The organism is Caldiplasma sukawensis (genome assembly GCF_052315375.1).
Classification (GTDB): domain Archaea; phylum Thermoplasmatota; class Thermoplasmata; order Thermoplasmatales; family Thermoplasmataceae; genus Cuniculiplasma.
This window is the reverse complement of the sequence record NZ_JBLSDG010000005.1, coordinates 54,258-69,968: the sequence shown is the minus strand read 5'-3', so window position 1 is coordinate 69,968 and position 15,711 is coordinate 54,258. Positions and strand designations below refer to the sequence as shown.

The following is a 15,711-nucleotide window of genomic DNA, read 5'->3' as shown; positions in this document are numbered from 1 at the left end:
TTTTTTTTATTTTTCATTTTTTTCAAGCTTTGAGGGCCACCAGTTGAATCTTTTTATTATACTCATTATGGCTGGAATAAAAAATGGCCAGCTGATAAAGGTATCCAATAAAACTCCTATTCCCACGCCTACTCCAATTTCCTGAATCAGCGGTATTGCTGAAAAGTAGAGTGCAGCAAATGTAACAAAGAGGAGTGTTCCCAATAGCATAATGACCGAGCCATTTTCCTTCACACTTGTTACCAGACCTTCCCTCAATGTTCTTCCCTTTATTACCTCCTCTCTCACCCTTGTTATCATAAATATATCATAATCAAGTCCTACGGCCAGTAACGTTACAAATACAAATACTGGCATAAATATGACCACTGGATAACCCTGCAGATAGTGGAAAAGACCGTAAGTAACCATCAGAGAAATGAGAACCATGGCAAGAACCATAAATATAAGCCTAAGTGGTGTGAGTATTGAACTCAGTTGAATTGTTAGTATTACAAAAATTGTTATTGTTAGTATTGGCAGAAGCTCATAAAATGAATTCTGTGTCTGTGTAAAAGCATTTCCCAATGCCTCAGTAAGTCCTCCGATAACAACTGTTTCATCTGCACTTTTGTTATTTTCAATGTTTTTGTACAAAACATTAAGGGTGTTAATGGATTTTGAATTCCAACCAAGTTCGTATGTCTGTATTACCAATTCCACATATCTTGAATTTGAGGAACTTATGAATGACAATGATGTGTTATAATACATCCTTGCATTGGAAGGTGTAGCATTTGATGGTATAAGACCAGTAAAGTATCCATATGGCCTTCCCGGACCTATTACTGTGGTTATTCCATGGGTCTGTGCCGTAACGTTTTCCAAATTATAAAGCTGTTTCATTTCGTTTGTATTAACAACACCATTTGATATGAGAGGAGAAGTGAAATTTACAATTATGAAATCTCTGTCAAAAAAGTCTCCGTTGAAACTATTATTTACCACTTCTATACCCTCTATTGCCTGGCTTTTTGGCAGCAGCTTCAGCAGATCGATTCCCTGTGTGGTTGATGCATAAACAAAAAGTCCACCAATTGTTATTATAACGAATACAACCAAAAGAATCTTTTTATGATCAACTGAAAAATTACCAACCTTTTCCATTCTTCTCTGATCTGGGGCTTTGAAATCTCCTGATGCAGATCTTGGGAAAATTTTCTTTCCAAAACGATGCAGGATAGCCATAAGAAATGTGGTGGCAAGCATCAGTGTAACAGTTACACCTATTGCATTTGCCAGACCAGTATCACTGAAAAATGGAATGTTTGCGAGCCATAACACAACTTCAGAGATGATAACAGTTAAACCAGAGGTGAAAATTGCGTGGCCTGCCCATCTTGAAGTCAAAATTGTGGGGTGTTCTGTTTTATTTCTAAGTTCCCTTCTGTATCTTGCCATCAGATAAACTGTATAATCAGAACTCAGACCTAGTATGAATATAAACAAAAGTGTTGGAGTTATGAATGAAACACTTGTATTGAAAACATAAGTGTAAAGGTAGCCAACCACACCAAGTGATATGATAGCCGCCACTACAAACATCATTATTGGTATAAATGCAGCCCTGAAAGATCTGAAATAAAGGCCAACTATGATAATGGAAAGAATTATTCCTGCAGCAAGGGCCTTAAATAACCCCGAAGTTATTTCATTTTCAAGCTGACTGCTGAATTCCTGGCTTCCGGCTATGATAAATTTGCTTCCCGTGATTTTGTTCTCATAAAGGTGGACAATTGTTGTAATATTATTTTTAATGGAGTTTGAATAGTTCTCGGAAAAAAGATATATGAAAATTATTGTACTATTGTCATATCCAACAAAATTATGAAGCAGGAAAGGTGTTGGAACTAATGGAAAATTATTGAGCGATGATGTATTCATCATCTCATATACTGTATTGTTAATATTTTTTGAGCCTGAAACATTGTATATTATTGAGAAGAAATTCAAAAGATCAGGTGAATTTATCTCTATATCAGGATTTCCGTAAAACTGTTTTTTAGCTGCGCTTTCCGTTAACAATAATGCAGGATTTTCCTCTTCAATACTGGTTAACCCTGAAACAATACCAGTTCTACCCTTCACCAGATAATTGTAAGCGATGTTAAAAAAATTATGTAAGGATATTCCATCCACATTCACAATGAATGAAGTTGCTTGAGAGCCTGCCTGTGATATGAAAATTGGAAGAGTCAAATTTATTGATTCCGCTGAAAAATTTGAAATAAATGCTGAAATGTTCTGCTGTTCAATGATAAATGATGTTATATTTGTGTAAGATGACCCAAGCAGTGTAAGATTATTAACAAATGATTTGTTCTGCAAAGCATTTTCTGAAGCTGTCTGAATAGATTTGAATATTTCTTTTGTAAAACTTTTGCCTAAGGAAAGATCACTTTCAAAATAAGGTTTGACTGTTGAATTAATAACCGTTATGAAGTTTTCCTGGCTATAATAAAGATGTGTATTATTTGTAAAATGATATTCTTCATTTAAAAATTCAGCTGTATTATTAAATGCAAAAGTCATTGATCTACTTACATTATTATTATGAGTGAAAAATTTGAGGAAATAGTTCCCATAGAGAATTTCAATGCCTGGGAAAAATGAACTTGTTGAATTAATAGTGGAAACCAAAGTTGCAGCGTTTCCCAAAACTTGAGCATTTGTGGACATTATTAGTTTCATTCCGTTGGAGAATGCCAGCAATGCATCTTTTTCTGTATCCACTATGTTTTGAGTTCCATTATAACAACTGTATTTTGAAAGAATACTTTGGGTTTGATACTGATATTTTACAAGTTGTGAAAAATCTGTTTTTGAATTTATGCTTGTATTCTGAGTTATTATAATTATTTCAGAACCAGAAATAGAGCCACTGTTTAAGGAAGAATTGGAAAAATATTCCGATAATTCATTTGAGGCCTTCGCTGACATTGAATTGGATGTGCCAAATCCGTTTGCTATGTTAAAATTTGTATGTGAAAAAACCAAGAGACTACCAAAACTCATAAGAACCAGAATTATTATCCACACAACGATAATTTTTCCGCTATGTTTTGAAACCTTTTTACCCAACGTTTCGAAGAAATTTTCAAACATTGAGGGTTAATTAGTTGTGAATATTAATAATTTATTACTTAATAATTGAGTTAATTTAAATAGATTGCTTTATTATATAAATTATGGATCTGAAATTACCAGACCTTTACAAGGCTGTTTACAATATGCTATTGCAGATTCCAGATGGAAAGATCACAACTTATGGTGATATAGCCAGAGCTCTAGGTGACATAAACGCATCAAGAGCTGTGGGTTTCATTCTTTCAAGGAATAAAGAACCAGACATCTACCCATGTTACAAGGTAATCAAGAGTGATGGAGGGCTTGGTGGTTATACCAATCCATTAGGTATTAATGAAAAAATAAGAAGATTGAAAAATGACGGTATAAATGTAAAGGAAGGCAGAGTGCCGAATTTTGAACAATTAATCTTCAAAGATTTCAAAGCAGAAAATTTACTTTTAACATTACTTAATTTTCAAATGGATATTTCAAAAAAAATGGCAGAGTGTGCTCAAAATTTCAATTATGAGGAAAATCTGTTGGGCGCAATTGATATTTCATATGATAAAGATGATAATGGTTATGCTGCCTTTGTCATATCTGAAAAAGGAAAAATAAGTGTTCAATATCTTTTTTTAGAAAATAATTTCCCGTATATACCTGGTTATCTTTTTTTTAGGGAGGGAAAATACATAGAAAAACTTTCAAAAAACTTTAATGGATTACTTCTAGTGGATGGAAATGGAATACTTCATCCAAGAAGAGCAGGCATAGCATCCCTCTCTGGATATATGTACAAAGTAGCAACGATAGGAGTGGCAAAATCAAAGATGAGTTTGCCTTCTGGACTGTATTCCTCAATTAATGAAAAATTCAAGATAATCAATGATAAATACATATTAAGCGAAGGATACGGTGTACCATTCAAAGAAGCCTATTCTATCATAATCAAAGAATACGGTATGACTTATCCAAAAATTCTTAAATTAGCACACAATTATGCAGGAGAATTCAAAAAGCGCAGGTTGTCGAGCTAGGTTAAAGGCGATGGATTCAGGGTCCATTCCCGCAGGGGTTCGCCGGTTCAAATCCGGCCCTGCGCATGAAATTTTCCACAAATTCCATATTTAGATTAGATATAATTGCAAAGTTTATCTTGCCAGAGATCATATTCCTCTTTTAATTCTTCTATATTTTCCTTTTGAAAATCTCCTTTTTTAGAAAGATTTTCATACATTTCGAGAATATATTTCCTTGAATTTTGTGCGAGTTCATCAAAATATTCCCTTATGCTTTTTTCCAACCCTTTGTGTAAATAATTGATTTTCTTCCCAGTGAAAAGTACTTTATAAAATTTCTTGTTTTCAAGTGTGACATGAAATATTTTCCATCTTATATCAAATTCTTCTTTGAAATGATTTCCTGTAAGGTTCGCAAGGGCTAGAACAAGTCTTTCATCATCCGGGTTTTCATTAAGCTGAAATGAAATATCAAGTCCTTTTACCATGTTAAAGCATTGGAAACATTCTTAATTATTTTTGTTAATTTTTTAATCTCTGATTATTAAAAATTATGTTTACAATTAAAAATACCTTAATTTTCAAAGAAAGTGGTTAAACTTTCCATATAAATATATGTAAAAAAATGACCAAAAAAATTAATAGTTTTTCGAAAAGTATATATATATGCATAAAATAACTATATATGAGAAAATCTCTCCCTATCATACATCGATTGGATAGGGAACTATTGGTATCTGATGTTTCCATGGAACTGATTAATAAAAATGTTTACGATAAAAGTGGAAAGAAAATAGGTAAAATAGTAAGGATTCTTGGCAGATCGGAAAATCCACACGGCATTGTTGTATTAAATTCTGATATTGAAACAGATGAGATTTTCTTGTGAGGGTGGTTTTAATGGTAGAAGATGGGAAGAAAAAAATTGAACAGATAGAGAGATGTCCTGAATGCGGTTCAACTGATATGTCAAGGGATTACGAGAGAGGGGAACTGGTCTGTAATAAATGCGGTATTGTTATTGACGAAAGTTACATAGATCAGGGTCCTGAGTGGCGTGCCTTCGACAGTGAACAGAATGAGTCAAGGGCAAGAGCAGGTTCACCAATGACATTCACCATACATGACAAAGGACTATCCACGGATATTTCATGGAAAAATAAGGATTCCTATGGAAAATCAATACCTACCAGGAACAGGGCACAGCTATACAGACTTAGAAAATGGCAGAAAAGAATTAAGGTTTCAAATGCCGCTGAGAGAAATTTATCACAAGCACTTCAGGAAATGGAAAGAATGGCCTCAAATTTAAGCATACCAAATGACGTTAGGGAGACTGCGGCTGTTATCTACAGAAAGGCAGTTAAGCAAAACATGATCAGGGGAAGGAGCATAGAAGGTGTTGTGGCAGGTTCTTTGTATGCTGCTTGCAGACTAACAAATGTTCCAAGAACACTGGATGAGATCGCCTCAATAACAAGGGTTAAGAAAAAAGAGATAGGTAGAACATTCAGAATAATGAGCAGATATCTTCAGTTGAATATACTTCCCTCAAAGCCGGAAGACTATCTTAACAGATTCTGCAGCAAGCTAAAATTATCAATGGAAACAAGAAAAAGAGCAGCAGAGATAATAAAACTTGCCCAGGATCATGATCTAACATCTGGAAAAGGACCAACAGGAGTTGCAGCAGCAGCAATTTACATAGGTTCCATAATTACTGGTGAGAAAAGAACACAGAGATCAGTTGCTGAGGTTGCCGGTGTAACTGAGGTCACCATCAGGAACAGATACAAGGAACTGACTGAAAAATTGAATCTGGATGTTCAGGAATAATTTAATTAGATTTCCGAAATTTTTTCATAAATATCTATTATTTTTAAAAATTCATCAATAACATTGTAAATTGAAGTAAATTTTTCAATATCCCCCTCTATAATTAATCCTTCTTTGGATAATTCAGTGAGGAAATTTTCATTTTCAGGAGACAACATTTGCATTATTTTCTTTGCATCCTCGTATTTAATCTCATTCAATTCCACTCTGATTTTCATAATGGTATATATTGAAAAATTTATTTATTGTTTTCAATATGGATTAAGGAAGCAGAGGTTGCCGAGACAGGTTAAAGGCGGCAGACTCAAGATCTGCTTCCGTAGGGATTCGCCGGTTCGAATCCGGCCCTCTGCATTTTTAATTTTTATTTTGAAAATTCTTTTTTGATCCTTGTTTCGTAAATATCAAATATATCTGATAGCGTTCTTGCATAATTCCAGCCGTAACTGTCAACAGTCATATTGAGTTTTCTTCCAAGAAGTCTTGTTCTTACGGAATACTTGATTTTACCCTCGTTTTCCTTGTGCTTTGCAACATGTATCTGAAAAGATCCGCCTTTTAAATTAACTATTTTTTCAAGCCTGTTAAAAAACTTCTCACACATGCTGTATGTAGTAAGATAAAGGTCCTTGTCATTCTGGTTAAGGCCTGAAATATTGACCATTATCCCCTTTTCCTCACCTTCATTACCTATGACATCAAGTACATTGTTTATGGTAAGCATACCCGTAACCTTCATTCCTTTGTTCACCACAGGAATGCTGTGAACTTTTTCTTTTACTATGGACTCACACCCTGTAATTACCTTATCCTCCTCGTATACAAAATGGGGATTTGACATTACAGATTTTACTATTATATCTGCCTTTTCTTTGTTTCCTGACATCTCCATGGAATTCTGTTTTTCCCTTGTTTTAAGTTCATAATCAAGAACTTCTTTCATTTTCAAAATTCCTGAAATTTTCTCATCCTTATCAATCACCGCTACTATATCAAGACCCTTTTCTCTCATCTTTTCAATTGCAAGTGATATATCCTGATCCTCATGAACTGAAAGGGGCTCATCCATAATATCCTGGGCACTGTAAAGATTTACTTCTGGAAATTCAGATATATTTTTTATTATATCTGTCCTTGAAACAACTCCAAGAAGCTTGTTTCCATCAACCACAGCCAATGCACCCATTGCACTCTTTTTAAGAAGATCAAGGGCCTTGTTAATGTCATCATCAGGTTTTAGAACAGGTGAACTTGATATGAAATGTCTTATCTTGGAATTGAAATGTATACTCTTTCTTCCTGCAAGATCTCTGTAACTTATCATTCCTATGTATGATTTACCAGAAAGCACCGGGAGCTGAGATATATTGTGATCCCTCATAACATTCAATGCCTTAATTACAGTCTCATCCTCACTTATAACCTTCGGCTCATATGTCATTATATCTCTGACTGTCTTCATATTATCACCTACAGTATTTAACTCCAGTATTTTTTAATATCTCTGCCACTTTACTTCTTGTATCCTTTCCCTTTATTGAATCAGCGATTACTGAGGCTAAACCATCCATATCGTTGAGGCCCAATCTTGTTATTTCAGAAGTTCCTATCCTCCCTTCACGATCCACTATTATGTTATTTTTTTCAAGAATCTTTGATATTTCAATGAAATTTGTTTTTCTATCTTTCATTATTATCTGATGTGATTCAGAATACCATGGACCGTATTTAATCTCTATACCGTATTGCTCAAGATTATACGCAAGATTTTTTGAATTCTGGATAACATTTTTTGCGTAAGTTTCTCCAAATTCCAGAAAATCTTCAGCTACAACTCCAAGTGCAGCAATCCTGTTTGGATGATAATTATCAAAGGTTTTCCACACAGTATTTTCCTCTATTTTCTTGAAAAGTTCTTCGTTCTGCGTCAGAACAATACCTCCTTGCGGACCGAAAAATGATTTGTGTGTTGACCCAAAGAGAATGTCACTGTATTTTATGGCATCAGGTTGAAATTTTTTACCCGCAATTAGACCCATAACATGTGACCCGTCATAAATAAGGAATGAACCTGATTTATCACATATTTCCTTAATTCTCTTAAGATCGTATGGTTTTACAAAAAATGACTGCCCGAGAATGATTGCATCTGGACGCTCCCCGGCTGCTTTTCTTTCCAGAGCTTCATAATCAATTTCCTGAATATTATTGTCATATGGTATTGAAGAATATTTATATGAAAGCATGTTTCCAAGGTATTCATCAGCGTAACCTGTGTAGCCTCCATCTTTCTCATCTATAGCCATTATTTTACCATTTGTTTTAACAGTTGAGAGAATGGCCATTTCAGCAGCTATATGGGCACCCGGTGGCCTTATCTCAGCAAATCTTGCAGAGTAAAGAGCTTTTATTGAGTTTTCAGTTTTAGTTTTTATTTCCTCTATGAGATCTGTTCCACCATATGCATTTATTCCATTATTCATTACGTGGGAATATCGGCTTCCTAAGTCCGAGCCCAATGCAAGTCTTGCATGAGGGCAAAGGTAATTTTCAGATGCCTGAAGATTAATTACATTTCTTCTGTATCTCTCATATTTGTCAAGAAGATCAATTATTCTGTCCATGATATTGTATAATGATTATGAAAATAAAATTTTATTAAATGGTGAATTTAAATTATTAACTCCACACTTTAAAAATTCATTGTTTGTCAGTAAAAAGATTTTTAAGTCTTTCATATCTTTGTTCCACGGTTTCATATTTTATATGTCTCTTTCTTAAAGTCCCTCTTATGTACAAGTATAATGAATATGGTAAAACTGAAAATTTTGGTTCAAAAAAAATTTTTCTGTATAATCTAAAACCATAACCAGATGAAAAAAGAATGTGTGACGCATTATCAATTCTTCTATTCCAAAGCTCCTTCTTATTTTTTGAATATCTTAGTTCACTGTGCTGTTCTTTTTTTTCTATTCCCATATCAATCTGTTCAATTTCATCACCTGTAATTTTGATCTCCTCAAACATGTTTAGCATTTCTGCAAGTCTCCAAACATAGAGATCCTCTAAATAATTCAAAGGAGGATAACCCTCGAGAAATTGCCATGTCTTCCTAGAACCGCATGTCATATTAAATGATGGTTCCTTTCCAAGTATTCGTATAAGTTTTTCTGTATTCATTGATAAAATTTTTTCCACCAGACTGTTAAGACCTCTATAATAGAGATCAGCATCTAACTGGAAAATGAACTCTCCATTGGAATTAATTAGTCCTATTTGTCTTCCTTCCCCCCTGTTACATTTTTCTCTTATAATTTTTAATTTGTCACCAAATTTAACCTTAATTTCTTCAAGAACGGAAACCGTTTCATCGTCAGACATATTATCTACAAGAATTATCTCATAATTTTTTTCATTTAATGAATCGAATGCGGAAAAAAATTTTTTAAGTGTTTTACCTGTTCTGTATGTTGTTACAACGAAACTTATCATTTCTCGATTCATAGATGATAAATATAAAAATATTTTTAATCAGTGTAAGAAATATCAATACCTTTGGTTTCAGGAAGTATTATGAAATAAAGGATAGCTGCAAACACCCCAAGTGCCCATAATATGACATTTTCAATGATGAAACCCTCCACTGATAAATTTAAGCTGATTACTATAGTTATGGCATATACTATCATTGGAAATAATCTTACAACGCCGATCATTGTGCTTCTAACACCGGTACTGAAAAGTTCTGGTTCAAGTACCACTCTTGAGGCCCAGGCGAATTCACTGCAGAACATGTTTGAAAAAAGCAATGGTAGAAATATGTAAAGGTTAGAAATATAAGGTAATACAGCCATTATTATAAGTATTGTAATCAGACCTGATAGATATGAGTAAAATGTGTATGATTTTCTTGGACCCTTAACAAGGTAGGCTGCTACAAAACCTGCCACAGATGAACCAGTTAAGGCAACAAATATTAGAATGCTTGAAATTTTAGGAAATTCAATGGGCCCTATGTTGTATGCAAGAAGGCCAAAAGTGATATATTGTGATATACCCATCATTCCCAATAAAATAATTGATGGTAAGATGGAAGGCTTATTATTCACTTTTATTCCCTCATCCGTAATTTTAAGTATATTTTTCTCTTCCATTGCCTTATTTTCATTCCCTTTCACCTTATACCATCTGTAAGATTCTGGTAATGAAAGTCTTGCCACTGCAAGTGTAAATATTATGGATAATGAGATTGCTAATAGTATTAACCTCTGTATTTCAGTTGATACAGGAAAGAGAAAGATTGCGGCAACCACTGCACTACTAATATTACTCATGTTTGTTATTATAGTAAGATAAAAAGGACGATCTGTTGCGTTACTATCTTCAGCAATAAGTGAAAGTGATGATGGCTCCTCCCCGCCTACTCCAAACTGTGCCGTAATAAGACCAGCCAGAAGTAGATAAACTGTGGAAGAAAATGTTATTACTATTATTCCAATGGAATAAAGCGACATCGTTAAGAAAAATATACTTTTTCTTCCGTATCTGTCTGAAAAAATACCCATTACAAAATTTCCTAAGGGTACAGTCAATGGTCCTGCAAGGAGAAAAACCTCCGTCCAAAATGATGAAACGTTACTGATAATATTATCAGACGCAGCAAGCGGACCAATGGTTGCAATAACGCCCCAAAATGCAAAAGCCAAACTTGTAGACCAAAACAAACTTTTATTAATTCTCACTTTTTCATCCCTCCGCCGGCATTACCCGGATCAGGTTCTAAGGGTCGACCCACACAGGTCCTCTCAGCCTTTGAGCTCCCCTTGCTCTTGGATTATAATCAAATATATTAATATGATTATACATTCATTCAGTTGATTAAATATTTTATCATTAAAGTTTAAGTATATTAATTAATTATTACCTTATGAGCAATGAATTTTCAGTAATAACTAAAGGCCTTAGAAAAGTCTACAACGGGTCTATAGAGGCAGTTAAAGGCATAGATCTTGAAATAAAAAAAGGTGAAATATTCGGATTTTTAGGCCCCAATGGAGCTGGAAAATCTACTACAATAAAAATGCTCTCCACATCAATTAAACCAACTTCAGGAGAGGCAACAGTAAATGGCTATGATATAATAAAAGAATCGATAAAGGTAAGGCAGAGTATTGGTGTTGTGCCTCAGGACTTGACTGCCGATGAAGACCTTAAAGGTATAGAGAACCTTGTAATGGTTGGTAGATTCTACGGGATGCAAAAAGAAGAGGCTTACAGAAAATCAAAAGAACTTCTTGAGATGGTTGATCTTGAGGAATTTGGTGAGAAAAATGTAGGTTCTTATTCAGGTGGAATGAGAAAAAGGCTTGAACTTGCAATGGGTCTCATACATGATCCTGAAACAATATTTCTGGATGAACCGACACTTGGACTGGATGTTCAGACAAGATCAAAAATGTGGGAATACATAGATAAAATAAGAAAAGAATTCAATGTAACGATTTTGTTAACCAGTCATTATCTGGAAGAGGTGGACGCCCTTTCAGACAGGATATCTATAATTGATCACGGCAAGATCATTGTAACTGGAACTTCTCAGGAATTAAAGGATAATCTTAAAGGTGATATAATTCAGGCAGAATTTAAGTCCAAAGATGATGCAATGAAGTTTTTAAACTATGAAAATAAAATTGATGGTAAACTTATGAATGAAAACACTGTGAGAATTAAGGTCGAAAGTTCTGAGACTGAGCTTCCAGGTATCATGGACTTTATTGTAAAAAACAATCTTAAAGTTGGTAAATTTACAGTGACAAAACCATCCCTTGATCAGGTATTTCTTGAATACACTGGAAAAGAATTGAGAGATGAAGAAGGTGGAGATGCAAGAAAAATGATGATTAATATGAGGAGGTTGAGAAGATGAGTGGTCTGGGCCCTCTTACGGTCAGAGAACTTAAGAAATGGTACAGAAATCCTGTATTTCTTATCACAGGTCTTATACAGCCAATTTTCTGGATAGCACTTTTTGGAAGCGCCTTTGATATAGGAAAACTTTTTTCACTGATACCATCTAATTCAGGAGCTGCAAGCTTTGCATTCTTTGGTCCTGCAAAAAATTATATCACATTTATACTGGGTGGAATACTTACTACAACCTCCTTATTCACAGCACTTTTTTCAGGAACAAGTATAATATTTGACAGAAGACTGGGTGTGATGTCAAGACTCCTTGCATCACCCATAAAAAGAAGCTCAATAATTTTCAGCAAAATATTGTCAACAACGGTTAGAATTCTCGTTCAGGCGTTCATCCTTATTTTGGCTGCACTTATAATTCCAAACGGATTGCAATTTGTAAATGGCTTCACACTATTTGATGCACTAATAGTCATTGCTGCGCTCATAATGATTGCATTTTCATTTTCTTCCCTTTTTAGCATAATTGCAATAAGACTGAAAAGACAGGAAACAATATTTGGAATTATAAACCTGATAAACCTGCCACTTATATTCGCAAGTTTTGCTCTATTCCCGGCAACTCTTATGAGCGGCTGGCTTGCAAAGGTTGCTTATTACAATCCAGTTTCCTGGTCAACAATTTCAATAAGAGATGTCATTCTTTACGGATCACTTTCATCTTCACAGCTTCACACAGTGGGATTGAACATGCTTTACCTATTTCTTCTTTCAATATTCTTCATAATCCTAACAATTGTGTTGTCTGAAAAGGAAATAAGGGATTAAATTAAAAAAATTATTTTTTAAAAAAAGATTTATAAGTTAAATTATTAACTAATTGATAAACATGGTTAAGTACAAATGGGTAGCACTTTCAAATACAACATTAGGGGTACTAATGGCCTCTATTAATGGTACGATTATTCTTATCTCACTTCCTGCAATATTAGGGAAAAATGGTATTGACATCAATCCTTTTCAGGCCGGATCTTTCTTGTATCTTATATGGCTCATACTGGGATATAATATAATAACAGCAGTCATTCTCTTGACACTTGGAAGACTTTCTGACATATATGGAAGAACAAGATTGTTCAATCTTGGTTTTGTAATTTTTACAATTGGATCAATTATGTTATTCCTCACCCCAAATAAAGGTGATATTGGGGCAGACGAGCTTATAGGGTTCAGGCTAATACAGGGATTTGGAGCAGCTTTTCTTTTTGCAAACTCCACCGCAATACTAACTGATGCGTTTCCTCAGAACGAAAGGGGAAAGGCTCTAGGTCTGAATCAGATTGCTGCCTTGGGTGGTTCATTCATAGGTTTGATACTTGGAGGAATTCTTGCTAACCAGACTGTTGTCATAGATGGCCTGACATTATATGGGTGGAGACTGGTATTTTTGGTTAGCGTCCCAGTTGGAGTGCTTGGATCCATCTGGTCATTGCTTAAACTAAAGGATAATTCCATTAGGGATAAGTCCCAGAAAATTGATTATGCAGGCAATGTAGTCTTTGGTGTTGGAATAACCATATTTTTAATTGCTCTAACCTATGGTCTTCTTCCATACGGTTCTTCAGTGATGGGATGGTCAGATCCATATGTCATCTCCGGATTAATTATAGGAACGATTCTAATTATAGCATTCCCATTCATTGAATTGAGGGTGAAGCAGCCAATGTTTAAAATGTCACTTTTCAAGGTTAGATCATTTTCATTTGGAAACTTTGCCTCCCTGTTGGGATCTCTTGGAAGAGGTGGAGTTATGTTTATGCTTATAATACTCCTCCAGGGTGTATGGCTTCCACTGCATGGTGTTCCATACTCACTCACACCTTTTTACGCAGGAATTTATATGATTCCACTTACCCTTGGATTTTTAACCATGGGTCCAATTGGTGGAGCGCTTTCTGATAAATTTGGTGCAAGAGGAATTGCCACAATAGGCATGGCAATTGTTGCGGTTGCATTCATATTGCTATCATTCCTTCCCTATAACTTCTATTATCCTGAGTTTGCTGTTATTATCTATCTGTTTGGTTTTGGTTCTGGAATGTTTGCAGCTCCAAATACTGCTGCAATAATGAACTCAGTATCAGCAGAAAACAGAGGTATTGCATCAGGAATGGTAGCAACTGTAAGAAATGTAGCCCAGACAGCCTCAATGGGAATATTTTTTACAATAGTGATAGTGGCACTTTCAAATAATCTTCCAGGATATTTTAATTCAGCCCTCGCAACAATAGGTGCTTCTATCATTGCTCCTGTTCTTGATAAAATACCACCAACTGCAGCAATTTTTTCAGCATTTCTTGGATATAATCCTATGGGAACAATTTTAGCATCCTTGCCAACTGCATTGACATCAAAGCTTTCAGCATCTGCAATCACCACCATGGAGGGAAAAGTGTGGTTTCCAACCGCACTTGCTCCAGCAGTGATGTCAGCACTTAGGGATTCATTCTATATTGGAGCTACTCTGTCAGCAATTGCTGCAATACTCTCACTATTCAGAGGAAAAAGGTATTTCCATGAGGGTAGTGGATTGCAGAGGGAAATTGATGACACTAGAATTGTTAAAAATAGAAAAGCTGTCAGAGATAATGAGCCTGAGAGAGCTCAATTTCCAAGATAATTTAAAATTTTTTTAATTTATAGAAAATATTAAGAAAAAATGGAAAATTAAAAAATATAAAGATGTAATTATGGATCCATGCCAGGAAGAATCAAAGTGATTAATGACCCGGGAGATCTTGTTTCCATTTTTCATGCCTCAGACACAGAGGTAAAAAGAAAATTGTTGATTGACCTCTCGAATTCATGGATAACGCTCACAAAAATTACTGAAAAATATGGAAATGAGGGTAAAAAGGCACTTCTCTACCTGGATAAGATTAAAATGCTGGAAACTCAGTGGCTTACAGGTGAAAACGGACCTGAAAAAGCTTATCACAATTTTTACAATAATGTACAAATCAATTTAATGGGTTCAATGAACGAACTTTCAGACATAATTTATGCAACAGTCATATCAGACGAGGAAATAGGAAAATATGAAGAAAAGATTATTGAAATGATGAAGGATAACGATTCAATATTCATTGGTGAAGTTTCAGAGGCTCTTAATATTTCTCAAACATTGATAAAGGGTATAATAAAAAGATCTTCAATTTTGCAAATTAAAGGTTTCAAAATTGAAAAGGTAATAATGGAGTAACATGGTTAACATATACAGGTATGGCCACAGACCATTAAGAGACAAGAGAATAACTACACACATAGCACTGACGTCAAGGGCTTTCGGCGTTGAAGGCATGGCAGTTGACACGTATGATCCTGAATTGGAATCTACAATAAACAGGGTCAATAAAGAATTCGGTGGTAATTTCATTATTAAGACAGGTGTAAAGTTAAATGAATATATGTCAGCATTAGGTAAACCCTTACTTGTTCATTTGACAATGTATGGGATTCCAATAATGGATAAGATTGAGGAGATCAAGATTAAAAATGAAAAGATTGTAGTGTTCGTTGGTGCAGAAAAGGTTCCGCCTGACATATACCAGAAAGCAGATTTCAATATATCTGTCACATCACAACCCATAAGTGAACTGTCTGCCCTTACAATATTCCTGGACAGGTATTATGAAGGTAAGGAACTGAATATTAACTTTGAAGGAAAAAGAAAAATAATCCCATCAGAAAAGGGAAAGAATGTGATAGTTCGTCATAATATAAATGTTAAATGAAAGATATTGATTTGTAATTAAGGAGAATTGACTTA

At 34.7% G+C, this 15,711-nt stretch carries 15 protein-coding genes, 2 tRNA genes and 1 riboswitch; of the genes, 10 read left to right on the top strand and 7 right to left on the bottom strand.

The genetic code is table 11. The features are described from left to right. Window positions 1-6 precede the first annotated feature (6 nt). Complete coding sequence (locus ACNF4Z_RS04245; RefSeq protein ID WP_458328002.1) at window positions 7-3,144, bottom strand: MMPL family transporter; 3,138 nt, start codon at window positions 3,142-3,144, stop codon at window positions 7-9. A gap of 83 nt (window positions 3,145-3,227) precedes the next feature. Here ACNF4Z_RS04245 and ACNF4Z_RS04240 point away from each other — a divergent pair, with 83 nt between their 5' ends. Next, on the top strand, window positions 3,228-4,145 hold the full coding sequence (locus tag ACNF4Z_RS04240; RefSeq protein WP_458328001.1) for an endonuclease V: 918 nt from the start codon (window positions 3,228-3,230) through the stop codon (window positions 4,143-4,145). Beyond that, window positions 4,127-4,211, top strand: a tRNA-Leu gene (locus ACNF4Z_RS04235). Before ACNF4Z_RS04240 ends, ACNF4Z_RS04235 begins: the two co-directional genes overlap by 19 nt. 29 nt (window positions 4,212-4,240) lie before the next feature. Here ACNF4Z_RS04235 and ACNF4Z_RS04230 read toward each other — a convergent pair. Next, on the bottom strand, window positions 4,241-4,615 hold the full coding sequence (locus ACNF4Z_RS04230; protein WP_458328000.1) for a DUF2004 domain-containing protein: 375 nt from the start codon (window positions 4,613-4,615) through the stop codon (window positions 4,241-4,243). A 197-nt stretch (window positions 4,616-4,812) separates the two neighbouring features. Here ACNF4Z_RS04230 and ACNF4Z_RS04225 point away from each other — a divergent pair, with 197 nt between their 5' ends. Both ACNF4Z_RS04225 and ACNF4Z_RS04220 read left to right on the top strand, forming a co-directional pair. After that, window positions 4,813-5,016 (top strand): hypothetical protein, encoded by a 204-nt coding sequence (locus tag ACNF4Z_RS04225; RefSeq protein WP_458327999.1) that lies wholly within the window; start codon window positions 4,813-4,815, stop codon window positions 5,014-5,016. Window positions 5,017-5,027: 11 nt separating this feature from the next. Next, window positions 5,028-5,963, top strand: coding sequence for a transcription initiation factor IIB (locus tag ACNF4Z_RS04220; RefSeq protein ID WP_458327998.1), 936 nt, complete (start codon window positions 5,028-5,030; stop codon window positions 5,961-5,963). Between the two features lie 5 nt (window positions 5,964-5,968). Here the strand turns inward: ACNF4Z_RS04220 and ACNF4Z_RS04215 are convergent, their stop codons facing one another. Beyond that, window positions 5,969-6,181 carry a hypothetical protein gene (locus ACNF4Z_RS04215; RefSeq protein WP_458327997.1) on the bottom strand — a complete coding sequence of 71 codons (213 nt, stop codon included), beginning with the start codon at window positions 6,179-6,181 and terminating at the stop codon, window positions 5,969-5,971. Window positions 6,182-6,232: 51 nt separating this feature from the next. Here ACNF4Z_RS04215 and ACNF4Z_RS04210 point away from each other — a divergent pair. Further along, window positions 6,233-6,317: transfer RNA gene (locus tag ACNF4Z_RS04210), tRNA-Leu, on the top strand. A gap of 10 nt (window positions 6,318-6,327) precedes the next feature. Here ACNF4Z_RS04210 and ACNF4Z_RS04205 read toward each other — a convergent pair. From ACNF4Z_RS04205 to ACNF4Z_RS04190, 4 genes are all read right to left on the bottom strand, one after another. After that, the gene (locus ACNF4Z_RS04205) at window positions 6,328-7,425 is read right to left on the bottom strand and encodes a CBS domain-containing protein (protein ID WP_458327996.1); all 1,098 of its coding nucleotides are present in this window, start codon (window positions 7,423-7,425) and stop codon (window positions 6,328-6,330) included. A 4-nt stretch (window positions 7,426-7,429) separates the two neighbouring features. Beyond that, window positions 7,430-8,587, bottom strand: a complete 1,158-nt coding sequence (locus ACNF4Z_RS04200; protein WP_458327995.1) for a serine hydroxymethyltransferase — start codon at window positions 8,585-8,587, stop codon at window positions 7,430-7,432. Between the two features lie 76 nt (window positions 8,588-8,663). Next, window positions 8,664-9,455, bottom strand: coding sequence for a glycosyltransferase family 2 protein (locus tag ACNF4Z_RS04195; RefSeq protein ID WP_458327994.1), 792 nt, complete (start codon window positions 9,453-9,455; stop codon window positions 8,664-8,666). Between the two features lie 35 nt (window positions 9,456-9,490). Further along, on the bottom strand, window positions 9,491-10,705 hold the full coding sequence (locus tag ACNF4Z_RS04190; RefSeq protein ID WP_458327993.1) for an MFS transporter: 1,215 nt from the start codon (window positions 10,703-10,705) through the stop codon (window positions 9,491-9,493). Continuing rightward, a riboswitch (TPP riboswitch) is annotated at window positions 10,696-10,797 on the bottom strand. It overlaps the preceding gene by 10 nt. A 93-nt stretch (window positions 10,798-10,890) precedes the next feature. Here ACNF4Z_RS04190 and ACNF4Z_RS04185 point away from each other — a divergent pair. The 5 genes from ACNF4Z_RS04185 (at window position 10,891) to ACNF4Z_RS04165 (ending at window position 15,676) form a co-directional block, all read left to right on the top strand. Continuing rightward, the gene (locus ACNF4Z_RS04185) at window positions 10,891-11,889 is read left to right on the top strand and encodes an ATP-binding cassette domain-containing protein (protein ID WP_458327992.1); all 999 of its coding nucleotides are present in this window, start codon (window positions 10,891-10,893) and stop codon (window positions 11,887-11,889) included. After that, window positions 11,886-12,710, top strand: a complete 825-nt coding sequence (locus tag ACNF4Z_RS04180) for an ABC transporter permease (RefSeq protein WP_458327991.1) — start codon at window positions 11,886-11,888, stop codon at window positions 12,708-12,710. The genes ACNF4Z_RS04185 and ACNF4Z_RS04180 overlap by 4 nt, the downstream gene beginning before the upstream one ends. A gap of 61 nt (window positions 12,711-12,771) precedes the next feature. Beyond that, entirely contained in the window at window positions 12,772-14,562 is a 1,791-nt protein-coding gene (locus ACNF4Z_RS04175) for an MFS transporter (protein ID WP_458327990.1), read from the top strand. 78 nt (window positions 14,563-14,640) lie between these two features. Continuing rightward, window positions 14,641-15,144: an ArsR family transcriptional regulator gene (locus ACNF4Z_RS04170; protein ID WP_458327989.1), complete on the top strand. Its 504-nt coding sequence runs from the start codon at window positions 14,641-14,643 to the stop codon at window positions 15,142-15,144. 1 nt (window position 15,145) lies between these two features. Further along, window positions 15,146-15,676 (top strand): tRNA (cytidine(56)-2'-O)-methyltransferase, encoded by a 531-nt coding sequence (locus ACNF4Z_RS04165; protein ID WP_458327988.1) that lies wholly within the window; start codon window positions 15,146-15,148, stop codon window positions 15,674-15,676. Window positions 15,677-15,711: the final 35 nt, after the last annotated feature.